This is a genomic window from Cytobacillus sp. NCCP-133 (assembly GCF_026011715.1).
Taxonomy (GTDB): Bacteria; Bacillota; Bacilli; order Bacillales; family Cytobacillaceae; genus Cytobacillus.
Map to the genome: position 1 here is coordinate 252,276 of NZ_BRVM01000002.1, position 19,115 is coordinate 271,390.

17 protein-coding genes and 1 other annotated feature are annotated in these 19,115 nt (G+C 39.6%); of the genes, 14 read left to right on the forward strand and 3 right to left on the reverse strand.

The genetic code is table 11. From position 1 onward, the window contains the following. Positions 1-47 precede the first annotated feature (47 nt). The gene (gene clpB / locus NCCP133_RS05320; protein WP_264803893.1) at positions 48-2,648 is read left to right on the forward strand and encodes an ATP-dependent chaperone ClpB; all 2,601 of its coding nucleotides are present in this window, start codon (positions 48-50) and stop codon (positions 2,646-2,648) included. An 84-nt stretch (positions 2,649-2,732) separates the two neighbouring features. Here clpB and NCCP133_RS05325 read toward each other — a convergent pair whose 3' ends face one another. Next, on the reverse strand, positions 2,733-2,924 hold the full coding sequence (locus NCCP133_RS05325) for a YjzD family protein (protein ID WP_264803894.1): 192 nt from the start codon (positions 2,922-2,924) through the stop codon (positions 2,733-2,735). 249 nt (positions 2,925-3,173) lie between these two features. On the opposite strand from NCCP133_RS05325, the gene NCCP133_RS05330 reads away from it, so the two are divergent. From NCCP133_RS05330 to NCCP133_RS05345, 4 genes are all read left to right on the forward strand, one after another. Beyond that, positions 3,174-3,911, forward strand: coding sequence for a lipase family protein (locus NCCP133_RS05330; protein WP_264803895.1), 738 nt, complete (start codon positions 3,174-3,176; stop codon positions 3,909-3,911). Positions 3,912-3,991: 80 nt separating this feature from the next. Beyond that, positions 3,992-4,825 carry a hypothetical protein gene (locus tag NCCP133_RS05335; RefSeq protein WP_264803896.1) on the forward strand — a complete coding sequence of 278 codons (834 nt, stop codon included), beginning with the start codon at positions 3,992-3,994 and terminating at the stop codon, positions 4,823-4,825. Positions 4,826-4,958: 133 nt separating this feature from the next. Next, a complete protein-coding gene (locus NCCP133_RS05340) occupies positions 4,959-5,918 on the forward strand; it encodes a BMP family ABC transporter substrate-binding protein (protein ID WP_264803897.1) in 960 nt (319 codons plus the stop codon). A gap of 31 nt (positions 5,919-5,949) precedes the next feature. Then, on the forward strand, positions 5,950-6,144 hold the full coding sequence (locus tag NCCP133_RS05345) for a ComZ family protein (RefSeq protein WP_264803898.1): 195 nt from the start codon (positions 5,950-5,952) through the stop codon (positions 6,142-6,144). Positions 6,145-6,434: 290 nt separating this feature from the next. Here the strand turns inward: NCCP133_RS05345 and NCCP133_RS05350 are convergent, their stop codons facing one another. Further along, positions 6,435-6,887: a hypothetical protein gene (locus NCCP133_RS05350; protein WP_264803899.1), complete on the reverse strand. Its 453-nt coding sequence runs from the start codon at positions 6,885-6,887 to the stop codon at positions 6,435-6,437. Positions 6,888-7,106: 219 nt separating this feature from the next. On the opposite strand from NCCP133_RS05350, the gene NCCP133_RS05355 reads away from it, so the two are divergent. The 9 genes from NCCP133_RS05355 to NCCP133_RS05400 all read left to right on the forward strand — a co-directional run bounded on the left by NCCP133_RS05355 (position 7,107) and on the right by NCCP133_RS05400 (position 17,439). Beyond that, positions 7,107-8,039 (forward strand): beta-ketoacyl-ACP synthase III, encoded by a 933-nt coding sequence (locus tag NCCP133_RS05355; RefSeq protein WP_264803900.1) that lies wholly within the window; start codon positions 7,107-7,109, stop codon positions 8,037-8,039. Positions 8,040-8,090: 51 nt separating this feature from the next. Further along, on the forward strand, positions 8,091-9,329 hold the full coding sequence (fabF, locus tag NCCP133_RS05360) for a beta-ketoacyl-ACP synthase II (RefSeq protein ID WP_264803901.1): 1,239 nt from the start codon (positions 8,091-8,093) through the stop codon (positions 9,327-9,329). 265 nt (positions 9,330-9,594) lie between these two features. Beyond that, positions 9,595-10,251 (forward strand): DUF2268 domain-containing protein, encoded by a 657-nt coding sequence (locus NCCP133_RS05365; RefSeq protein WP_264803902.1) that lies wholly within the window; start codon positions 9,595-9,597, stop codon positions 10,249-10,251. Positions 10,252-10,407: 156 nt separating this feature from the next. After that, positions 10,408-11,433, forward strand: a complete 1,026-nt coding sequence (locus NCCP133_RS05370) for an ABC transporter ATP-binding protein (protein WP_264803903.1) — start codon at positions 10,408-10,410, stop codon at positions 11,431-11,433. Beyond that, positions 11,433-12,449, forward strand: a complete 1,017-nt coding sequence (locus tag NCCP133_RS05375; protein WP_264803904.1) for an ABC transporter ATP-binding protein — start codon at positions 11,433-11,435, stop codon at positions 12,447-12,449. Before NCCP133_RS05370 ends, NCCP133_RS05375 begins: the two co-directional genes overlap by 1 nt. A gap of 35 nt (positions 12,450-12,484) precedes the next feature. Continuing rightward, positions 12,485-14,221, forward strand: coding sequence for an oligopeptide ABC transporter substrate-binding protein (opp4A, locus tag NCCP133_RS05380; RefSeq protein WP_264803905.1), 1,737 nt, complete (start codon positions 12,485-12,487; stop codon positions 14,219-14,221). Between the two features lie 95 nt (positions 14,222-14,316). Further along, on the forward strand, positions 14,317-15,282 hold the full coding sequence (opp4B, locus tag NCCP133_RS05385; RefSeq protein ID WP_264803906.1) for an oligopeptide ABC transporter permease: 966 nt from the start codon (positions 14,317-14,319) through the stop codon (positions 15,280-15,282). A gap of 12 nt (positions 15,283-15,294) precedes the next feature. Next, positions 15,295-16,215: an oligopeptide ABC transporter permease gene (gene opp4C / locus NCCP133_RS05390; RefSeq protein WP_264803907.1), complete on the forward strand. Its 921-nt coding sequence runs from the start codon at positions 15,295-15,297 to the stop codon at positions 16,213-16,215. A gap of 477 nt (positions 16,216-16,692) precedes the next feature. After that, on the forward strand, positions 16,693-17,439 hold the full coding sequence (locus tag NCCP133_RS05400; protein WP_264803909.1) for a YjbA family protein: 747 nt from the start codon (positions 16,693-16,695) through the stop codon (positions 17,437-17,439). A gap of 38 nt (positions 17,440-17,477) precedes the next feature. Here the strand turns inward: NCCP133_RS05400 and trpS are convergent, their stop codons facing one another. Next, on the reverse strand, positions 17,478-18,467 hold the full coding sequence (gene trpS, locus NCCP133_RS05405) for a tryptophan--tRNA ligase (protein WP_264803910.1): 990 nt from the start codon (positions 18,465-18,467) through the stop codon (positions 17,478-17,480). Positions 18,468-18,588: 121 nt separating this feature from the next. Then, positions 18,589-18,805: a binding site (T-box leader), on the reverse strand. Between the last annotated feature and the right edge of the window lie 310 nt (positions 18,806-19,115).

Sequence of the window (19,115 nt, forward strand, 5' to 3'; positions counted from 1 at the left end):
ATATAATAAAAATAAAGGTCAAAATAGGTCAAAAAGGAGGTTTTTCGATGGATTTAAATCAAATGACAGAAAGACTCCAGGAAAGCTTTATGAATGCGCAGTCAATTGCCATCAGGAATCAACACCAGGAAGTGGATGAAGCCCATTTAATGTTAGCTTTAATGGAGAAGGAAGATAACCTGATTAATTCAATCCTTTCCAAGCTGCAGATTCCTAGTGAGTCTTTTATGAATAATATGGACGAAGTTCTGCAGAAAAAACCCCAAGTGTCCGGGTCCGGGGCAGAGCACGGCAAACTATATATTACCAGTAAGCTGCAGCGCCTCCTGGCTGAAGCGGAGCGATTTATGAAGGAGTATGAAGATGCATACATGTCTGTTGAACATGTTTTCCTGGCGGCTGCTGCATCAGCACACACCGATTCAGCAGCAATCTTAAAGTCTTATGGAATAAATCAAGGTAAAGTCGAACAAGCAATCAAGGAAATTAGGGGGAATCAGCGAGTGATATCACAAAATCCGGAAACAACATATGAGGCATTGAAAAAATATGGAAGGGATCTTGTTGCTGAGGTGAAAGAGGGGAAAGTTGACCCGGTTATCGGCAGAGACAGCGAAATCAGGCATGTCATTCGCATTCTTTCAAGGAAGACTAAAAATAACCCAGTCCTTATCGGTGAACCTGGAGTAGGGAAAACCGCAATAGTTGAAGGCTTGGCGCAACGGATTGTCCGCAGGGATGTTCCAGAGGGACTGAAAGACAAAACAATCTTTGCCCTGGATATGAGTGCTCTGATTGCTGGTGCCAAGTTTCGAGGTGAATTTGAGGAAAGACTGAAGGCTGTATTGCATGAAGTAAAGAAAAACGAAGGCAGAATTCTTATTTTTATTGATGAGCTCCATACAATTGTGGGGGCAGGAAAAACGGAAGGTGCAATGGATGCAGGGAATATGCTGAAGCCAATGCTTGCAAGAGGAGAGCTGCATTGCATAGGGGCGACCACACTTGAAGAGCACCGAAAGTATATCGAAAAAGATCCTGCTCTAGAACGCCGCTTTCAGCAGGTGCTGGTTCAAGAGCCAGATGTAGAAGATACAATCTCTATTTTAAGGGGGCTGAAAGAGCGTTTTGAAGTTCATCATGGAGTTAATATTCATGATAGAGCAATAGTGGCTGCTGCAACCTTATCCGACCGATATATTACAGATCGATTTCTCCCTGATAAAGCGATTGACTTAGTAGATGAAGCATGTGCGAAGATCAGGACAGAGATTGATTCCATGCCATCGGAATTGGATGAAGTCACAAGGCGTGTCATGCAGCTGGAAATTGAAGAAGCTGCATTGCAGAAGGAAAATGATGAAGCCAGTAAACGCAGACTTTCAGACCTTCAGAAAGAACTGGCTGAATTAAAAGACCAGGCAAATCGTATGAAAGCGAAATGGCAGCTTGAAAAAGAGGGCATCCAGAGAGTGCAGGAGAAGCGGGAACAGCTTGAAAAGATGCGCAGGGATCTTGAAGAAGCAGAGAATAATTATGATTTAAATAAGGCTGCCGAACTTCGCCACGGAAGCATACCTACTTTAGAAAAAGAACTAAAGGAACTAGAAGCCGCTGTTAATGAGAACCAAGGGGACCGTCTTTTGAGGGAAGAAGTTACGGAAGAAGAAATCGCTGGAATTGTGGCCAGATGGACCGGTATCCCAGTTGCCAAGCTTGTAGAAGGAGAAAGGGAGAAGCTCCTTCGTCTTGAAAACATATTACATGAACGGGTAATCGGTCAGGATGAAGCAGTCCAGCTGGTGTCGGATGCAGTCCTAAGAGCCAGGGCAGGAATAAAGGATCCGAATCGTCCAATTGGCTCATTTATATTTTTGGGGCCAACTGGTGTAGGAAAAACAGAGTTGGCTAAAGCCCTTGCACAGTCACTTTTTGACAGTGAAGAACAGATCATTCGAATTGATATGTCCGAATATATGGAAAAACATGCGGTTTCAAGATTGATTGGGGCACCTCCTGGGTATGTAGGGTATGAAGAGGGCGGACAACTTACAGAAGCGGTTCGAAGGAAGCCATATTCAGTCATTCTGCTGGATGAAATAGAGAAGGCTCACCCTGAAGTATTTAATATTTTGCTTCAAATGCTCGATGATGGACGAATTACAGATTCACAGGGCCGGACTGTTGACTTCAAAAATACAGTAATTATCATGACTTCCAATATTGGATCTCATTTTCTGCTCGAACGTTCTGAGGGAGAAGAGGAGATAAGTGAAGACACGGGAAGCAAAGTAATGGGACAACTGAGGAGCCATTTCCGCCCCGAGTTTTTAAATAGAGTGGACGAAATGATCTTGTTTAAGCCATTGACATTAAATGAAATAAAAAAAATAGTCTCCAAATTAGTAACCGAGCTTCAAACAAGATTATCAAACCAGCATATCAAGTTAAGTATAAATGATCATGCTAAAGAATATATTGCAGAAAACGGGTTTGATCCTGTCTATGGAGCAAGACCGCTAAAGCGCTTTATTCAAAGAAATCTTGAAACTGCTCTTGCCCGAAAAATCATAGCAGGAGAGATCAAAGATCACAGTGAATTGATGATAACGGCTGAAAACGGAAAAATAGAACTTTTAGTAAAATAAACAGGCAAAATAAAAAGAATCATCCTGACCAATGTCAGGATGACTCTTTTAAAGTCGGCAAATTTCCTGCAAAATTGCTCCTGATTAATGAAGCCCTTCTTTGCCCGCTGGTCCCTCAGGAATGATGGACGCGACAACAAAAATTAAGATGGATGTTCCTACTGCCAGTATGGCACCGGTTACAAAATCATAATGCGCGCCGAGCATAGAAGATACCACGTAAGTTAACATTTGAACAAGAAGAAAAGTCCAGAAAAATGTCCAAAAGAATCTCATCTATTTCACCTCTAACATAATTAAATCCCTTTCATATTAGCATAAGCTGTTCAATAAATAAATTGATTTTTACAACATGTACATGCACTTTACAGCAAACGGAGTCTATCTACGGAATAATGGAAGCAAACAAAAAGGATGTACGGAGCCAAGCAGATTGTTGAACTTGTCTGAAACTAGGCAAATCCCCCTTTCATTTTAGTTTCGAATACATACATTATTATGAACAAACTGCAAAGGAGTTTTACTATGGAGAGCCGTAACTTTCAATTGGATACCGAATGGTGCATGATTCATTACCCAGATAAACCAAGTGGTTTCGGTATTCTAATCATTGGGGATGATAGGCACTTTGTTGACGCTGGCAGCAGTTTTTGGACTCAAAATGAAGGGAAATTTGCATTAATAAAGAAGCTTAAAGAAAACGGGTATACGATTTTTTATTCAAATCTCTATGGAAGGCACTGGGGCAGCGATAAAGCAGTCGATAAAGCCAAGTGCTTATATGAGTATATAGTCCGCACTGAAATAATAAATGAAAAAATCCATATTATTGCAGAAGGAATGGGATCTCTAGCGGCCTTTAAATTGATTCAGGAAATGGGAGATAAGGTTCGTTCAGCACTTTTAGTAAATCCGATTCTTTCATTAAAGCACCACTTAAATCAGGAGAAAGAACATAAGTTTTTTTATAAAAAACTATTAACGGAGCTCTCAAATTCATATGAACTTGAAACAGGAAAAATACCGGAAATATTAAGCAGGCATGAAAAGAATCTGACAGAAGGACTTGAGGTTCCGATCAGAATTATACAGATTCTGTCAGGAGGAAGAGCCTATAAGCAATCGGAATATTTAAAGAAGAGATCTATACAATGGGAGAATGAAAATGCACCTATCTCTGTCATTTATATGCTTCCGGGTAAAAAGCAGCGAATTTCTTCACAAATGACGAGCTTCTTTAGAAAATACGAAAAGGAGCTATAACAGCTGCTTCCCTCTGCTAAGAAATAAATACAATCCCTAAGGCATAGGATACATTGAGTATGCTTTGAGGAGGAGTGAAAATGGACAGGGCCGTTATAGTGGGAACATTTGAATTTGTCGGTTTTAGCTTGTGCAAACATTTGCTTGAATTAGGCAGTGAAATAGAAGGTATCCATATTAGCAAAGGAGAGGAAGACTACTTTACAGAAGATAAGCGTTTGGAAATTGGACGAAATGCGAACTTCTATGAAAATAACTATACGGAATGGATGGAATCGAAAAAGGAAATAAAGGAAGGTACAGTTTTTTTTATTGATTTTTATGATTACTATTTAATGAATAAACTATCCGCTATAAGAGAGAATGAGATTATAGATAACTTTCTTATTAGACATATAACTGAATTAGCAAAGTCCAAATCAAAGCTCGTTTTTTTATTTCCGCTTCAGTGGGTGAAAGACATAAATCGTGCGCATAGCCGCTGCGAAAGGGCGATGGAGACATTAAAAGAAAACAATGTTTGCGTTCATTCTTTTTACTTGCCTGCAGTCTATGGCCCATGGCAGCCAAAGGAGTTTCTTTATCATCAGGCGATCTTGGGTCGAAGAAAGGCAGCAATAAATAATCGGGAATGGATTCATGATGCTATTTTTATAGATGATCTTATTCAGTCCATTGTACAGGAAGCGGAAAAAAAACAAGGGGGATCGTTTTTACTGAAAAGCAGCCTCCCTGGGCATTGGCAAAAATGCGCTGAGTATCTTTCCATTGAATATAGCAAAAGTCACAGAAATGAGAACTTAGAAATAGGTAATATAATAGAGATAGCAGTGAAGTGTTCAGTGGAATATAAAGAGGGCATTGAACTGCAGAGGAGACACATCCAATCATGGCATAGCAGGAATAGAGATTAAATAAGAAAAAACTCTTTCCATTTAATATAGAGACAAGGTAGAATTAAAATAGTTTGGTAAAATAAGCCTGACTTACCATCAGTATGAAGTGAAAGCAGTGATCAGCTTTTACAGAGAGGCGGAGAAAAGGGAGATGCATAAGACATTATCGAAATTCGGGATCCTTCTTTTGTGCCTTCTTTTATTGGCATCCTGCAGACAACCAATGTCTACGGGGAAACTTGAAAAAGCTGGATTATTAGTGCCTGATACGGTAAATGACCAGGTGTGGGGCACGAAAGGCTATAAAGGTATGTTGAAGATTCAATCCCAATATAATGTTGAGGTCTATTATAAAGAAGGCATGAACTCTGAAATGGTTGTCGAAAGGGCTGTGAAAGAGTTTGACCAAAAAGGGGTCAATCTAATATTTGGCCATGGCAATGAATATGTGGATTACTTTAATAACATCTCGAAAAAATATCCGCATATCCATTTTGTAAGCTTTAATGGCAGTGCCAAAAACGACAATACCACCAGTTTGAATTTTGAAGCCTATGCCATGGGCTTTTTCGGAGGCATGGTCGCAGGCCACATGACAAAAACTGAAACTGTGGGAGCACTTGCGGCGTTTGAATGGCAGCCAGAAATAGAAGGTTTTTATGAAGGAGCCAATTACGTAAACAATAACGTTAACGTGGAAATTCAATTTGTCGGCAATTGGGATGATGACAAAAAAGCGATCAAATTGCTCGATAAACTCATTTCTCAAGATGCGGATGTTGTCTATCCTGCCGGTGATGGGTATAATGTTCCTGTTATTGAAAAACTAAAAGAACAAGGACTGTATGCGATCGGGTTTATATCCGACCAGGCCGACTTGGGCGAATCAGTCGTGCTGACAAGCACTGTCCAGCATGTCGATGTCTTGTACGAAGTCGTGGCAGAGAAATTTAGTAAAGGGGAACTGGAGTCAGGAAACCTGAGTTTTGATTTCCAAGATGATGTCATCTCACTGGGGAAATTCAGCCCTGATATTGATGAAGAATTTATAACGGAATTAAACGCTGCCATAGAAAAGTACAAAAAGACAGGCAAACTGCCCAATGAATAAAAAGCAGATGATACATAGGAGGTAGTACAAGATGCAGCCAAACGACAAAACAATGGAATTCATGCAAATCGCCATGAAATACATGCCTGAAGCGAAACAGCAGCTAGACGAAGCAGGCATCGAACTCTCCATGGAGATGATCCAGCCTTTCATGAACCTCTTCATAAAAGTTATGAACGAGGCCTACGAAATGGGTAAGGCGGACGCGTTGAAAGACAATGAATAGGTAGAGAAAACCAGCTTTGGGCTGGTTTTCTTTGTTGGGTTGTAAAGTGGATTAGTAATAGGTATGGGTGAAGGGTAATGAAAAAGTAAGAAATTGCAGAACACGTTCAGGAAACAAAAAATGGTTGAGGAAGCCGCAGATTCATGAATATAAAATCCAGAAATACAGCCAATAAAGTATTGTCCTCAATGAACCTTAATCTTCTTGAAGATAAGAAAAAGTCGAGCATTTATAAATAAAATTGTCCAACCAAAAAAAGATGAAGAGTCACCTCTCCATCCATACCAGATCTATTTTTTTAAGAATTGTTCAAGGAAGGGGCTTGCTTTTTTAAGCAGCGGTTTTAATTGGTTTGCTGATGACATAAGGGTGTCAATATTATTCATAAGTTCTTCTAAATTAACATTATTAAGTATGCTGTTAACTTTGCTGTTTAAGCTGTTATCATCTCCATGTGAATCCTTGCTTCTGCCAAATAGCATTTCTTCTTTTTCATAAAAATCGCTGCTTCTGCCTCCAAACAGCCAGTCATCATTTCTAATTGATTCTCTGTCTCTACCGCCGAACAGCCAATCAGACTGATGGCGAGTGCTGCTTTCATAATCGCCCCCGTTAATATTCTCTTCCTGAAGATCTTCTTCAAATTGCCTTTTTCGATTGGCGTTCGATCCAAATAAAAAATGTGCAAATGGGTCTATCTCTTCTTTATCTTCATTCCTGTTTTGGTATTCCCCATTAAACATAAACAGATTTCTCCTTTCAGATGCCTATATAACAGCATATGAAAGGGGCTTTTGGCCGGTATGGACGTTTGTGTAGTAAATAGGAGCGAGTGTTAAAAAGTGTTGCTTTTTGGTAGTTATGTTTGATAAAATTAGTACCAAGTCATAATAATTGATAATAAAATATATAAAAATACGTTATGGAATAATACGGTGAAGATAGAAAGGAAGTGGAGCTCCATGAATGCAGGAATTATTGGGATTGGAAGATATCTGCCTGAAAAAGTGGTGACAAATGCTGACTTGGAAAAGATCGTGGATACTTCTGATGAATGGATCCGAACACGCACTGGAATTGAAGAAAGAAGAATTGCGGATGATAACGTAGACACATCCGACATGGCCTATGAATCAGCTAAAAAGGCAATGGAAGATGCGGGAATCGCTGCGGAGGATCTGGATTTGATCCTTGTGGCAACAGTTACTCCTGATCGTCCATTTCCTTCAGTTGCCTGCATGCTTCAGGAACGATTGGGGGCAGTCAAAGCAGCTGCAATGGATATTAGTGCGGCTTGTGCAGGATTCATGTATGGTATCATAACAGCTAAGCAGTTTATTGAAACTGGAACATTCAAACATGTATTAGTAATAGGTGTAGAGAAGTTATCTAAGATTACAGATTGGAATGACCGGAATACGGCTGTGCTATTTGGCGATGGAGCAGGGGCGGCTGTGGTTGGGCCTGTTTCAGAAGGAAGAGGCATCCTCTCATTTGAACTGGGTGCAGATGGTACAGGAGCAAAGCATCTCTACCAAGATGAATATCTTATTATGAATGGGCGCGAAGTATTTAAATTCGCGGTGCGCCAGATGGGTGAAAGCTGTATTAACGTTCTGGATAAAGCAGGGCTTTCAAAAGAAGATGTTGATTTTCTTATTCCTCATCAGGCCAATATCAGAATCATGGAGGCATCAAGACAGAGGCTTGAGCTGCCTGTTGAAAAAATGTCAAAGACTGTTAATAAATACGGAAACACCTCATCATCGTCCATCCCAATTGCTCTTGTTGAAGAACTACAAGCCGGGAAAATCAAAGAAGACGATTTGCTGGTAATGGTTGGTTTTGGCGGAGGGCTCACTTGGGGCGCAATTGCTATGCGCTGGGGAAGATAAACAAACAATATTAAACCATTTGATGATAATGTAAAAGGAGCTGCAATCAAAATGGAAAAAAAAAGAGTTGTCGTTACAGGCATTGGCGCTGTAACACCACTTGGAAATGATACAGAAACGACATGGAACAACATTAAAGCAGGGGTATCCGGAATCGGGCCGCTGACAAGATTAAATGCAGATGAGTATTCCGCAAAAGTTGCGGCTGAGGTTAAAGATTTTAACCCGGAAGAATTTATGGACAAAAAAGATGCCAGAAAGATGGATCGCTTTACCCATTATGCTGTTGCATCTTCACTGATGGCAGTAAGAGATGCCAATCTCCAAATTACAGATGAAAATGCACACCGCATTGGTGTTTGGATTGGTTCTGGCATCGGAGGAATGGAAACTTTCGAGAACCAATATGAAACATTTTTAAAACGCGGATACAGAAGGGTTAGCCCTTTTTTCGTACCTATGATGATTCCAGACATGGCAACAGGCCAAGTTTCTATTTATCTTGGAGCAAAAGGATTTAACTCCTGTACCGTTACGGCTTGTGCAACAGGAACAAACTCCATTGGTGATGCATTTAAAGTGATTCAGCGCGGGGATGCGGATGCGATGATTTCAGGCGGAGCAGAAGCACCAATCACAAAAATGTCTGTCGCTGGATTCTGTGCTAATACGGCTCTTTCAACAAATCCAGATCCGAAAACAGCCAGCCGTCCATTTGATCAAAACCGGGATGGTTTTGTCATCGGAGAAGGAGCGGGGATTGTTGTACTGGAGGAACTTGAACATGCACTTGCCCGGGGCGCTAAAATTTATGCTGAGATCATTGGATATGGTGCAACTGGAGATGCCTATCATATCACTGCTCCAGCACCTGGCGGAGAAGGCGGCTCAAGAGCTATGAAAATGGCAATTGAAGATGGAGGATTAAATCCGGAAGATATTGATTACATTAATGCTCACGGCACAAGCACGGATTACAACGACAAATTTGAAACACTGGCGATCAAAGAGGTGTTTGGAGAGCATGCTTATAATTTGGCAGTAAGCTCAACAAAATCAATGACAGGCCACCTGCTTGGAGCAGCCGGAGGGATTGAAGCTATTTTCACAGTGCTGGCAATGAAAGAAGGAGTTATGCCGCCAACGATAAATCTTGAAACACCAGACCCTGAATGCGATCTTGATTATGTGCCTAATAAATCAAGAGATAAAGAAATTAAGGCTGCGATGAGCAATTCATTAGGATTCGGCGGCCATAATGCTACGATTGTTTTTAAAAAATACGAATAATTAAAAGGCTGACTCAAAAGGGGATAAAAGGCCCTAAATGAGTCAGTTTTTTTTATTTTTTGGCGACTCTAAGAACTATAGTTCGCCTGCTTACATAAAATTTATATAAGAGATTTGGGAAGGGGGTGGTAATAATGGGGTAGTAAGTACAGATAAATGGCTAGAGGAAAGCGTAACCGACCCAATCAAAATCTGTGAATTTCTTCTTGAACCCTTCCATGAGAAAAATCCTAGGAAAATATATCAATACTTAATCAACTTTGGAATGTATAAGCCAGAACGAGGCAGCAGAAATACTTTTACCAAGTTAAAAGAAATAGAGGCATGGCATCTGACTGAAAATATTTATCAAAAATATAAGGGTAAATGGGAGGGACCGGAAATTGATGTATATATTTTTCCGGCCGCAGCAGGTGGACTATTCTCCAAAAATACCGGTAAATCAGGTGTATCCTTTAAAAATATGTTATTTCTATTTCTGCCGGCAGATGTAGATGAAAAGGAGTTGGAGGCTTTATTTGTGCATGAGTACCATCATTCCAGCAGGATTAATAAACAGCGAAAAAAATTGGAGGATTATACTTTGCTGGATTCCATTATTTTGGAAGGGCTTGCCGAGCATGCAGTGGAATTTCATTGCGGAAAGGAATACAGGGGAAAATGGTGCGTATTATATTCAAGAGAAGAGATTAAAGAATTGTGGGAAAAACTACTAAAGGATCATTTAAAGGTGAAAAAGAAGGACAGGATTCACCAGAGGCTTTTATACGGTGAAAATCCTTATCCGAAATTACTTGGTTATGCAGCAGGCTATGAGATTATTAAGGAATACAAAGAGAAAAAAAGTTTTTCTGCAAAACTATCTTTTACTGCGCCATCTGAATATTTTGTAAAACAAACTCAATTTAATCTGGATATGTAATTACTTTAAAGCCCTAAAATTTGGGCTTTTTTCTTGTTAATAAATTTGAATTTTAATAAATTTTAAAAAAATCTTGCAATTGTAATAAATTTGTAATAATATTTTAGACAAATAGAATGAATTGACAGAATAATTAGAAAAAGTTAGAGGTGTCATATGAGCGCTAAATCCCATATACATAAAGACGCACCTTTGCTAGAGGTGAAAAATTTAGAAACGGCTTTTTCCATTGATGGTACATATTATAACGCGGTGGATAATGTTTCGTTCCGGGTTAAACCTAGGCAAATAGTAGGAATTGTAGGTGAGTCAGGCTGCGGCAAATCTGTCATGAGCTTATCAGTCATGCAGCTGCTGCCCAAGGGGATAGGTGAAATCCGCAACGGAGAAATATTATTTGATGGTGTGCACCTGGAAAATATGACAGATTCAGAGATTAATAGGATCAGGGGAAAGGAAATTGCCATGATATTCCAGGAACCTATGACATCTTTAAATCCTGTTTTCTCTATTGGTTTCCAATTGCAGGAAGTTTTCTTTAATCATATGAAAATATCAAAAAAGGAAGCAAAGCTAAAGAGTATAGCACTTTTAAAGAGTGTGGGGATTTCACGGCCGGAAAAAATTGTTGATGAATATCCTCATCAGCTATCAGGTGGAATGCGGCAAAGAGTTATGATTGCCATTGCGATTGCCTGCCAGCCAAAGCTGCTAATAGCCGATGAACCAACAACTGCACTGGATGTAACAGTACAAGCTCAAATTTTGGAGCTGTTGAAAGAAATCCAGGAAGTGAACGATATGTCCGTTATTCTGATCACACATGACTTAGGTGTGGTTGCTGAAATGTGTGACGAAGTAATCGTCATGTATGCAGGGAAAATTGCCGAGCGGACAGATGTTGATTCTTTATTCCACAATCCAAAACATCCTTATACTCAGCTTTTAATGGGAGCCATTCCAAAGATGGATGAAGAAGTGGAAACCCTCAGTACAATAAAAGGAATTGTACCTTCCTTGAAAAATATGACTAAAACAGGGTGCAAATTTGCAGCGCGCTGTCCAAAGGCAATGCCAGAATGCGTAACGGTCACACCTCAATTGGCGGAAAGTGAAGAAGGACATGAGGTTGCCTGCCTTCTTTACGAGACAAGCAGACCTAATACAGAGGTGAACGCATAATGAGTATAGAACGAAAAAATACTGCTGTTTTGAAAAAAGATAAAAGCACCAATGAACTCCTTCTAGAAGTAAAAAACCTGAAAACCTACTACCCACTTAAAGGTGGCATTCTGAGAAGGACAATTGCAGTTGTTAAGGCCGTTGATGATGTTTCTTTCGAAATTAGAAAAGGAGAAACATTGGGGCTTGTTGGAGAGTCAGGGTGCGGAAAATCCACTACAGGCAGAACAATCCTAAGACTGCTTGAACCAACAGATGGTCAAATCATATTTGACGGACAAGACATTACAAATGTAAGAGGAACAAGTTTAAGGAAGATGCGCCAGGACTTCCAAATGGTTTTCCAGGATCCATACGCCTCATTGAATCCCATGATGATGGTTGGGCATTTGGTATCCGAACCAATCAGAAATTACAACAATAAATCGGAAAAAGAACTTAAGCAGGATGTATTGGATCTTCTTTCGAAAGTTGGACTTCCTGAAGATGCTTATTATAAATACCCGCATGAGTTTTCTGGCGGGCAAAGGCAGCGTATTGGAATTGCAAGGGCACTGGCTTTAAGACCTAAACTGATTATTGCTGATGAACCAGTGTCTGCACTGGATGTATCAGTTCAGTCACAGGTGTTGAATCTATTAAAGGAACTTCAAGATGAATTTGATCTTACTTTCTTATTTATTGCCCATGATTTAAGCGTTGTTAAACATATGAGTGACCGTATTGGTGTTATGTATTTAGGCGGCCTGGTTGAAGTGGCGGAAAAAGATAACATTTATGCTGAGCCTCTTCACCCTTACACGCAAGCGCTTATTTCTGCTATCCCAGAACCGGATCCACGCAAAAAGAAAGAGAGAATTATTTTAGAGGGAGATGTGCCAAGCCCAATCGACCCTCCTAAAGGGTGTACATTCCATCCGCGCTGCGCGCATGCAATCCATGAGTGCCAGAGTGTAAAACCGATACTAAAGGAGGTGAAGCCTGGGCACAGAGTCGCTTGTCACTTATATAAATAAGGCTTTGTCAAAAAAAATTTTCAGGGGGGAAAACAATGAAGAAATCAGCATTTTGGCTACTTTCCATTCTTCTTGTCATGTCTGTATTCCTTGCAGCATGTTCAGGCGGCGGAGAGAAAGCTAACACTGAAAAAGAACCTAATGACGGTACTGATGGAGAAACAAAAACAGAAGCCGCAGAAGGCGGAACAGTAACTTTTGGTTACACGCAGCCATTCAAAGGCGTATTCGCCTATGCATACTATGAAGGAGAAGATGATGTCAATGCCCTTCAATTTATGCACGAAGGCTTAGTAGCTACAAACGATGAGCTTCAGCCTGAGCCAAACCTTGCTGAGTGGGAACTATCAGAAGATAAAACGAAGTTAACTTTCAAGCTTAAGCAAGGTGTTAAATGGCATGATGGAGAAGAGTTAACTGCTGAAGATATGGAATATGCCTGGTACTTAATTGCTGATCCAACTTACGAAGGGCCACGATTTGCTAATGTAGCAATGATCAAAGGTGCTCAAGAATACAAAGATGGAAAAGCTGACACTATTGAAGGTATTAAAGTAATTGACGACTACACAGTTGAAGTAACAGTAATAGAACCTTCTGTTAACTTACTGGATAATATCTGGTCTTTTCCGGAGCCAAAGCACTATTACGGAGATCTTACTTCAAAAGAAATTCCTGACTCTGACCAAGTTCGTAAGAACCCAATCGGTGTTGGACCATTTAAAGTAAAGAATATCGTACCTGGTGAAATGGTTGAATTTGAGCGTTTTGATGATTACTGGCAAGGCAAGCCGCAATTAGATGGCGTAGTATACAAAATCATTGATGGTTCTCTTGCACAAGGTTTAGTGCAAAACGGAGAAATCGATGTCATTGAAGCTCCGAAGGATCAATGGGAGGCAATTAAAGCTCTTGATAATGTAAATCCAGTAGAAGCAGATGCTATGTCTTACAGCTATATAGCTTTTGACTGGGGTCACTATGACACTAAAAAAGGTGTAGTAGTTTCTGATAACAAGAAGTTTCAAAACAAAGCCCTTCGCCATGCAATGGCACATGCAATTGACCGTCAAGCATTCATCGATGGTTTTGCAAACGGCTTAGGAAAACCTTTGAACACCCCGTTCCCATCAGTATCTTGGGCGAAGATTGATGATTCAGAAATCAATCAGTATGAGTATGATGCAGAAAAGGCTAAGAAATTACTTGACGAAGCAGGTTTCGTTGATAAAGACGGCGACGGCTTCCGTGAAGATCCAGAAGGAAAGCCATTCACAATTAACTTTGATGCAATGGCAGGCACTGAAACTTCAGAAGCACGTGCTCAATTCATCCTGCAATCCTGGCAGGAAGTTGGCTTAAACGCAAAGCTTAACGGCGGTTCATTAAAAGATTTCAACCTTTTCTATGACACTATCGAAGCAGATGATCCATCTGTTGAAACATTCATGGGTGCATGGGGACTTGCGGCTGACCCGGATCCATCTGGCATCTGGTTATCTACTGACAAGTGGAACATGTGGAGATGGTACAGTGAGGAGTCTGATGAGCTAATCAAGAAGGGTGTTACATTCCCTGAAGAATCTAGTAAAGACGTAACTGAACACCGTCAAGAAATCTATAACGAATGGCAAAAGCTTGTTAACGAAGAATTGCCAATCATCTTCTTTGAACAGCGTATTGATCCATGGGCAATCAACAAGCGCGTTGGCGGAGTTAAAGTAACTCCTTTTGGAACAGACGAGTTCCATAAATGGCATATTGTAGAGTAATAGCTTAATGAAAACTGCATCATTGGGGGGGGTTGTCCCCCAATGAATGCTAGTTTAACCAACGAATAAATTTTTGTTTGGTAAGGGGAATGGAAATGCTACAGTACACAATTCGACGACTTATAGGTATGATTCCAATAATTTTCCTTATCTCAGTAGTTGTATTCACTTTGGCAAAGCTAATGCCTGGCGATGCACTATCTGGTAAAATTGACCCTTTAAACTCGGATCCGGAGTATATTGAGGAAATGCGTGAGAAGATGGGATTGAATGATCCAATTCCTGCACAGTATGTTCGCTGGATGAGCGGAGTGGTCAAGGGAGATTTTGGAGATTCATTTATTCACAAGCGCCCGGTGATGGAATTGATCGGAGACCGTTTGCCGAACACAATTGTATTGGGATTAACAGCATTAGTAATAACATATATATTAGCCTTTTTAATGGGAAGATACTCTGGGCGATTTGCCTATAGTTTTGGAGATTATATTATATCGGCTTTTAACTATTTGGGACTGGCCATTCCTAGTTTCGTTGCTGCATTGGTTGCCATTTATATTTTTGCTATTCATCTTGGCTGGGTTCCAGCAAGCGGAAGTATTGGCAGCGGTGTGGAAGCGGGTACGTTCGAGTACTATCTCAGTAAAGCAAAACATACAATCTTACCGGCTCTTGTATTAGGTACAATGGCTACGGCCGCCTATACACAATTTTTGAGAAATGATATGATCGAAAGCTCTCGCAAGGATTACGTTCGTACTGCAAGAGCTAAAGGTACGAAGGAATCTGCGATTTATAATAAGCACATTCTAAGAAACTCAATCATACCTATCGTTACATTGCTTGGTTTTGATATTGCCAACCTTTTTGGAGGGGCAATTATTACTGAAACGATTTTCACATACCCTGGCATCGGTTATTTATTTGTAGAATCAGTTAATTCACGAGATTATTCAGTTATGATGGCAATTACCATGATGTTGACAATATTAACATTAATTGGCAATTTAATTGCAGATTTACTATATGGTTTAGTAGATCCGCGTATTCGTTTAAGTTAGGAGGGTGGGAGAATGGAACCTTCAATGCCACAGCAAACTTCGCCTGGTTTAGCAGAATCTGCTAAACCGCCGAAGAGTCAATCACCATGGGCTCTCGCCCGCCGCAAATTTTTGCGCAATAAAATAGCTATGATCAGTTTAGTCTTTTTGCTGATTGTCTGTGTAATGTCCGTATTGGCTGAGCCGCTAACTATGCCTGTCGAAGAAACAGCTAAAATTAATTTAACGCAAATGAGCAAGGAACCTTCTGCAGAACATTTTTTTGGAACTGATAAATCAGGAAGGGATGTATTTGCCCGCACATTGCATGGAGGCAAAACTTCACTATTGCTTGCGTTCTCCATTACAAGTGCAGTAATAGCAATAGGTACCCTTGTCGGTGCTGCAGCAGGATTTTTTGGCGGCTGGGTCGATAATGCCCTGATGAGATTCACAGACTTTATGATGAACTTTCCGTTTCTATTGTTTGTAATCGTGTTAAAGTCCATCTTTATTGAATCAAGTACGGGAACCTTGATTTTTGTCATCAGTGTAATAAGCTGGACAGGTACAGCACGTCTTGTTAGAAGTAAGGTTATGGCTGAAAAGGAAAATGAATACATTATGAGTGCCATTTCAATCGGAAGTTCATCCCCAAAAATAATCTTTAAGCATTTGCTGCCAAATGTGATGTCAACTATTATTGTACAGGCAACTATTACATTGGCCGCAATGATTGTGGCAGAGACAGCACTAAGCTTTCTGGGATTCGGTGTCCCGATCAACATTCCAACCTGGGGGAACATGCTTCAGGAAGCAAGAAGCCCGGATGTATTAACAAGCAAATGGTGGATTTGGATTCCTCCAGCAGCTATTTTAACTCTCACTATCCTATCAATTAACTTTATTGGTGAAGGATTAAAGGATGCTTTCAACCCTAAATCTAACAGATAATGAAAAAGCGCCAGATTGTGGCGTTTTTTTTTTAGTCGTTTGAAACTTTAGAAGCATTAGCTTGTACATATCTTAACTTTTCATTACATATAGATGTAAAAAAGTAAAGTTCAAGGAGTGAGTTCATGTCATCATTTATACTAATTAGGGCTCACAGATTAGTGATACCATATGCTTTTTAGGGCGTTTTGGCTATTAACTGGGTTTGGAATTGCTGTGTCAGGCGGTGTCAGTGTAATCGCTTATTTAAATTTGCTTGCGACGGGACATGCCTTTAAAGAATATTTGATCTTTATATCCCAACGTCCCGAATGTTATTTGCTTCCTATAGGAATAATGGTCATTTGGATAAGCATATATTTGCCTTTAAGAAAAAGTAATGAATAAAAAATGGATTGTGAATGTAATTAAGGAATAAATTTACTGCTGGCTGCCCATACTGAATGACAAATAGTTTGTTGAAGTGGGGGGTTGTAAATGTTATATCTTCATGATGTTTGGGTGAACTGGTTTGAAGGAGAAGAAAATGGTTATAACGTATGCCATTTTCATGAATGGAGAAAAGATGATGGAGTTGAACTGTTAGATCAGGTACCGCTATTAAAGATTGACCCAATTTTATTTCATTACATTGAGAATGATCTTTCTGAGCTGCCACAACAACTGCTAGATGATATATATCAAAAAGCTTATTTGCGGAAAAATCATGAGCGAATTCAATTGGAATATTGCTTTGTTGTATCAGATGGGACAGGCATATTGGCTGTAGATACAATTGGCTATAATATTCCAATAAGAAAAAGTAGGCTTATTCCCCGACAGGAACAGCTTGCTTATGAGATGCTGGAAAATCAAGAAACGAAAACCTATTTATTCAATGACCAGACTGCTTTAAAAGAATTTAATATTCTTTCTCCGGCCCCCGAGTTTATGGCGGGGCTGACCAGAAAAGAAAGGCAGTTAAAGCAATTGCTCTTTATGGCACTGGATCAGTTGCATTCCTCCAATAATGATGCAGAGGTCAGATATTGGTATACAGAATGGAGTCCAGAACGCTATTCAAAAATCCAGTCAATGAATTTTGAAGAAGCATGGTATGAATTATATGAAGAAAGCAAGTATGGCTGGTCAAGCAAACATGAAAAATTCTGTGAGAATTTAATTAAGGGGCAGCCATTTTTTGAAAAGTTATGGGAAATGGAACATGGTCCAAAAGTGAATTAAGCCAGGAAATAAAAAAAACAGCCTTTATGGCTGTTTTTTTATTTCCTTTTTCGGCCAAGTCCCATGGCATTTTCCATTTTCTTAACCATTTTATTTGCGACAGTACGCGCTTTTTCTGATCCTTGATCGAGCACTTTATCAAGTTCTTCAGATTCCATTAGTTCGTAATATTTATCCTGGATCGGTTTAATAGTATTAATAACCACGTCTGATAGTCCAGCTTTAAAGTCTCCATAGCCCATCCCTTCATATTCTTTTTCAATATCGTCAACAGGTTTACCGGAAAGAATGGAGTACATGGAAAGGAGGTTTGAGACACCTGGTTTATTTTCCTTATCATATTTTACGATTCCTTCTGAATCTGTTACGGCACTCTTTATTTTCTTTTCAATTTGCTTTGGATCATCCAACAATGAAATAAATGATTTTTTATTAGGATCTGATTTGCTCATTTTCTTTAATGGATCCTGAAGTGACATAACACGTGCGCCAACTTTAGCAATTCTTACATTAGGGATAGTAAAAATTTCATTGTATTTCTTATTGAATCTCTCCGCTAAATCACGCGTCAATTCCAAGTGCTGTTTTTGATCCTCTCCTACAGGAACTAAATCTGTACTATATAATAGGATATCGGCTGCCATAAGTGGCGGATAAGTAAGCAAACCTGAAGAAACAGCATCCTTTCCTTCAGATTTGTCTTTAAATTGAGTCATGCGTTCCAGTTCGCCAATATAAGAAACACACTGCATCATCCATCCGGCTTGAGCGTGTGCCGGAACCTCAGATTGAATAAATAGTGTTGATCTTTCAGGGTCAATACCAACTGCCAGATAAAGGGCAGCAAGGCTTCTGATGTTTTTTCTTAATTCCAGTCTATCCTGAGGGACTGTAATGGCGTGCTGATCAACAATGCAAAAATAACAGTTATATTCATTTTGCAGTTCAACGAACTGCTTCATGGCACCAATGTAATTTCCAAGGGTAATCATACCGCTCGGCTGTATGCCTGAAAAAATGGTTTTCATTTTTTTCCTCCTTAATCAGCTAAAAAAAGAGAATTGTAATACGGAAAGCCGCAATAACCAGGATCTATTGGAAGGATACCTTCGAGTGCGAAATACACAAAAAAGACCATTCATCCCTAACAATAGGGACGAATGGTCCGCGTTGCCACCCTAATTACTCATAATGAGTCACTCTGTCCTATGCAAATTTATGCATAGATCCTCGATAACGAGAGGACACGTCTGTAAAGACAGAGGGCTCAAAAGTCCATTCGATTTACCGGATATCCTGTTTTCACCAGCCACAGGATCTCTGCTTACCCTAAGTAAATGTACTACTCTTTTTTCATTGCCGATTGTAAATAAATTTTATTGTTATTATATAATAAAATATACTATCGAGTTACAAAAATCAAGTAATTGATTGGATGATAACATGTATATAGGTACTTGTTTTCAGTAGTTGAATTGGCAATATATAGGAAGAAGATCCCATGGTTCATCTGGAAATTAACAAATTAAAAAACTTTTTAAAATCTTAAAATTCTTAATTTATAAGACATTTAAGCTATAAATAAAATACTAGATTGTTTTGAAGCCGAGAAAAGCTACTTGCAATAAGTTTTTAAACTATTTATAATAAACGTAACAAACATATTCTTTACGTTT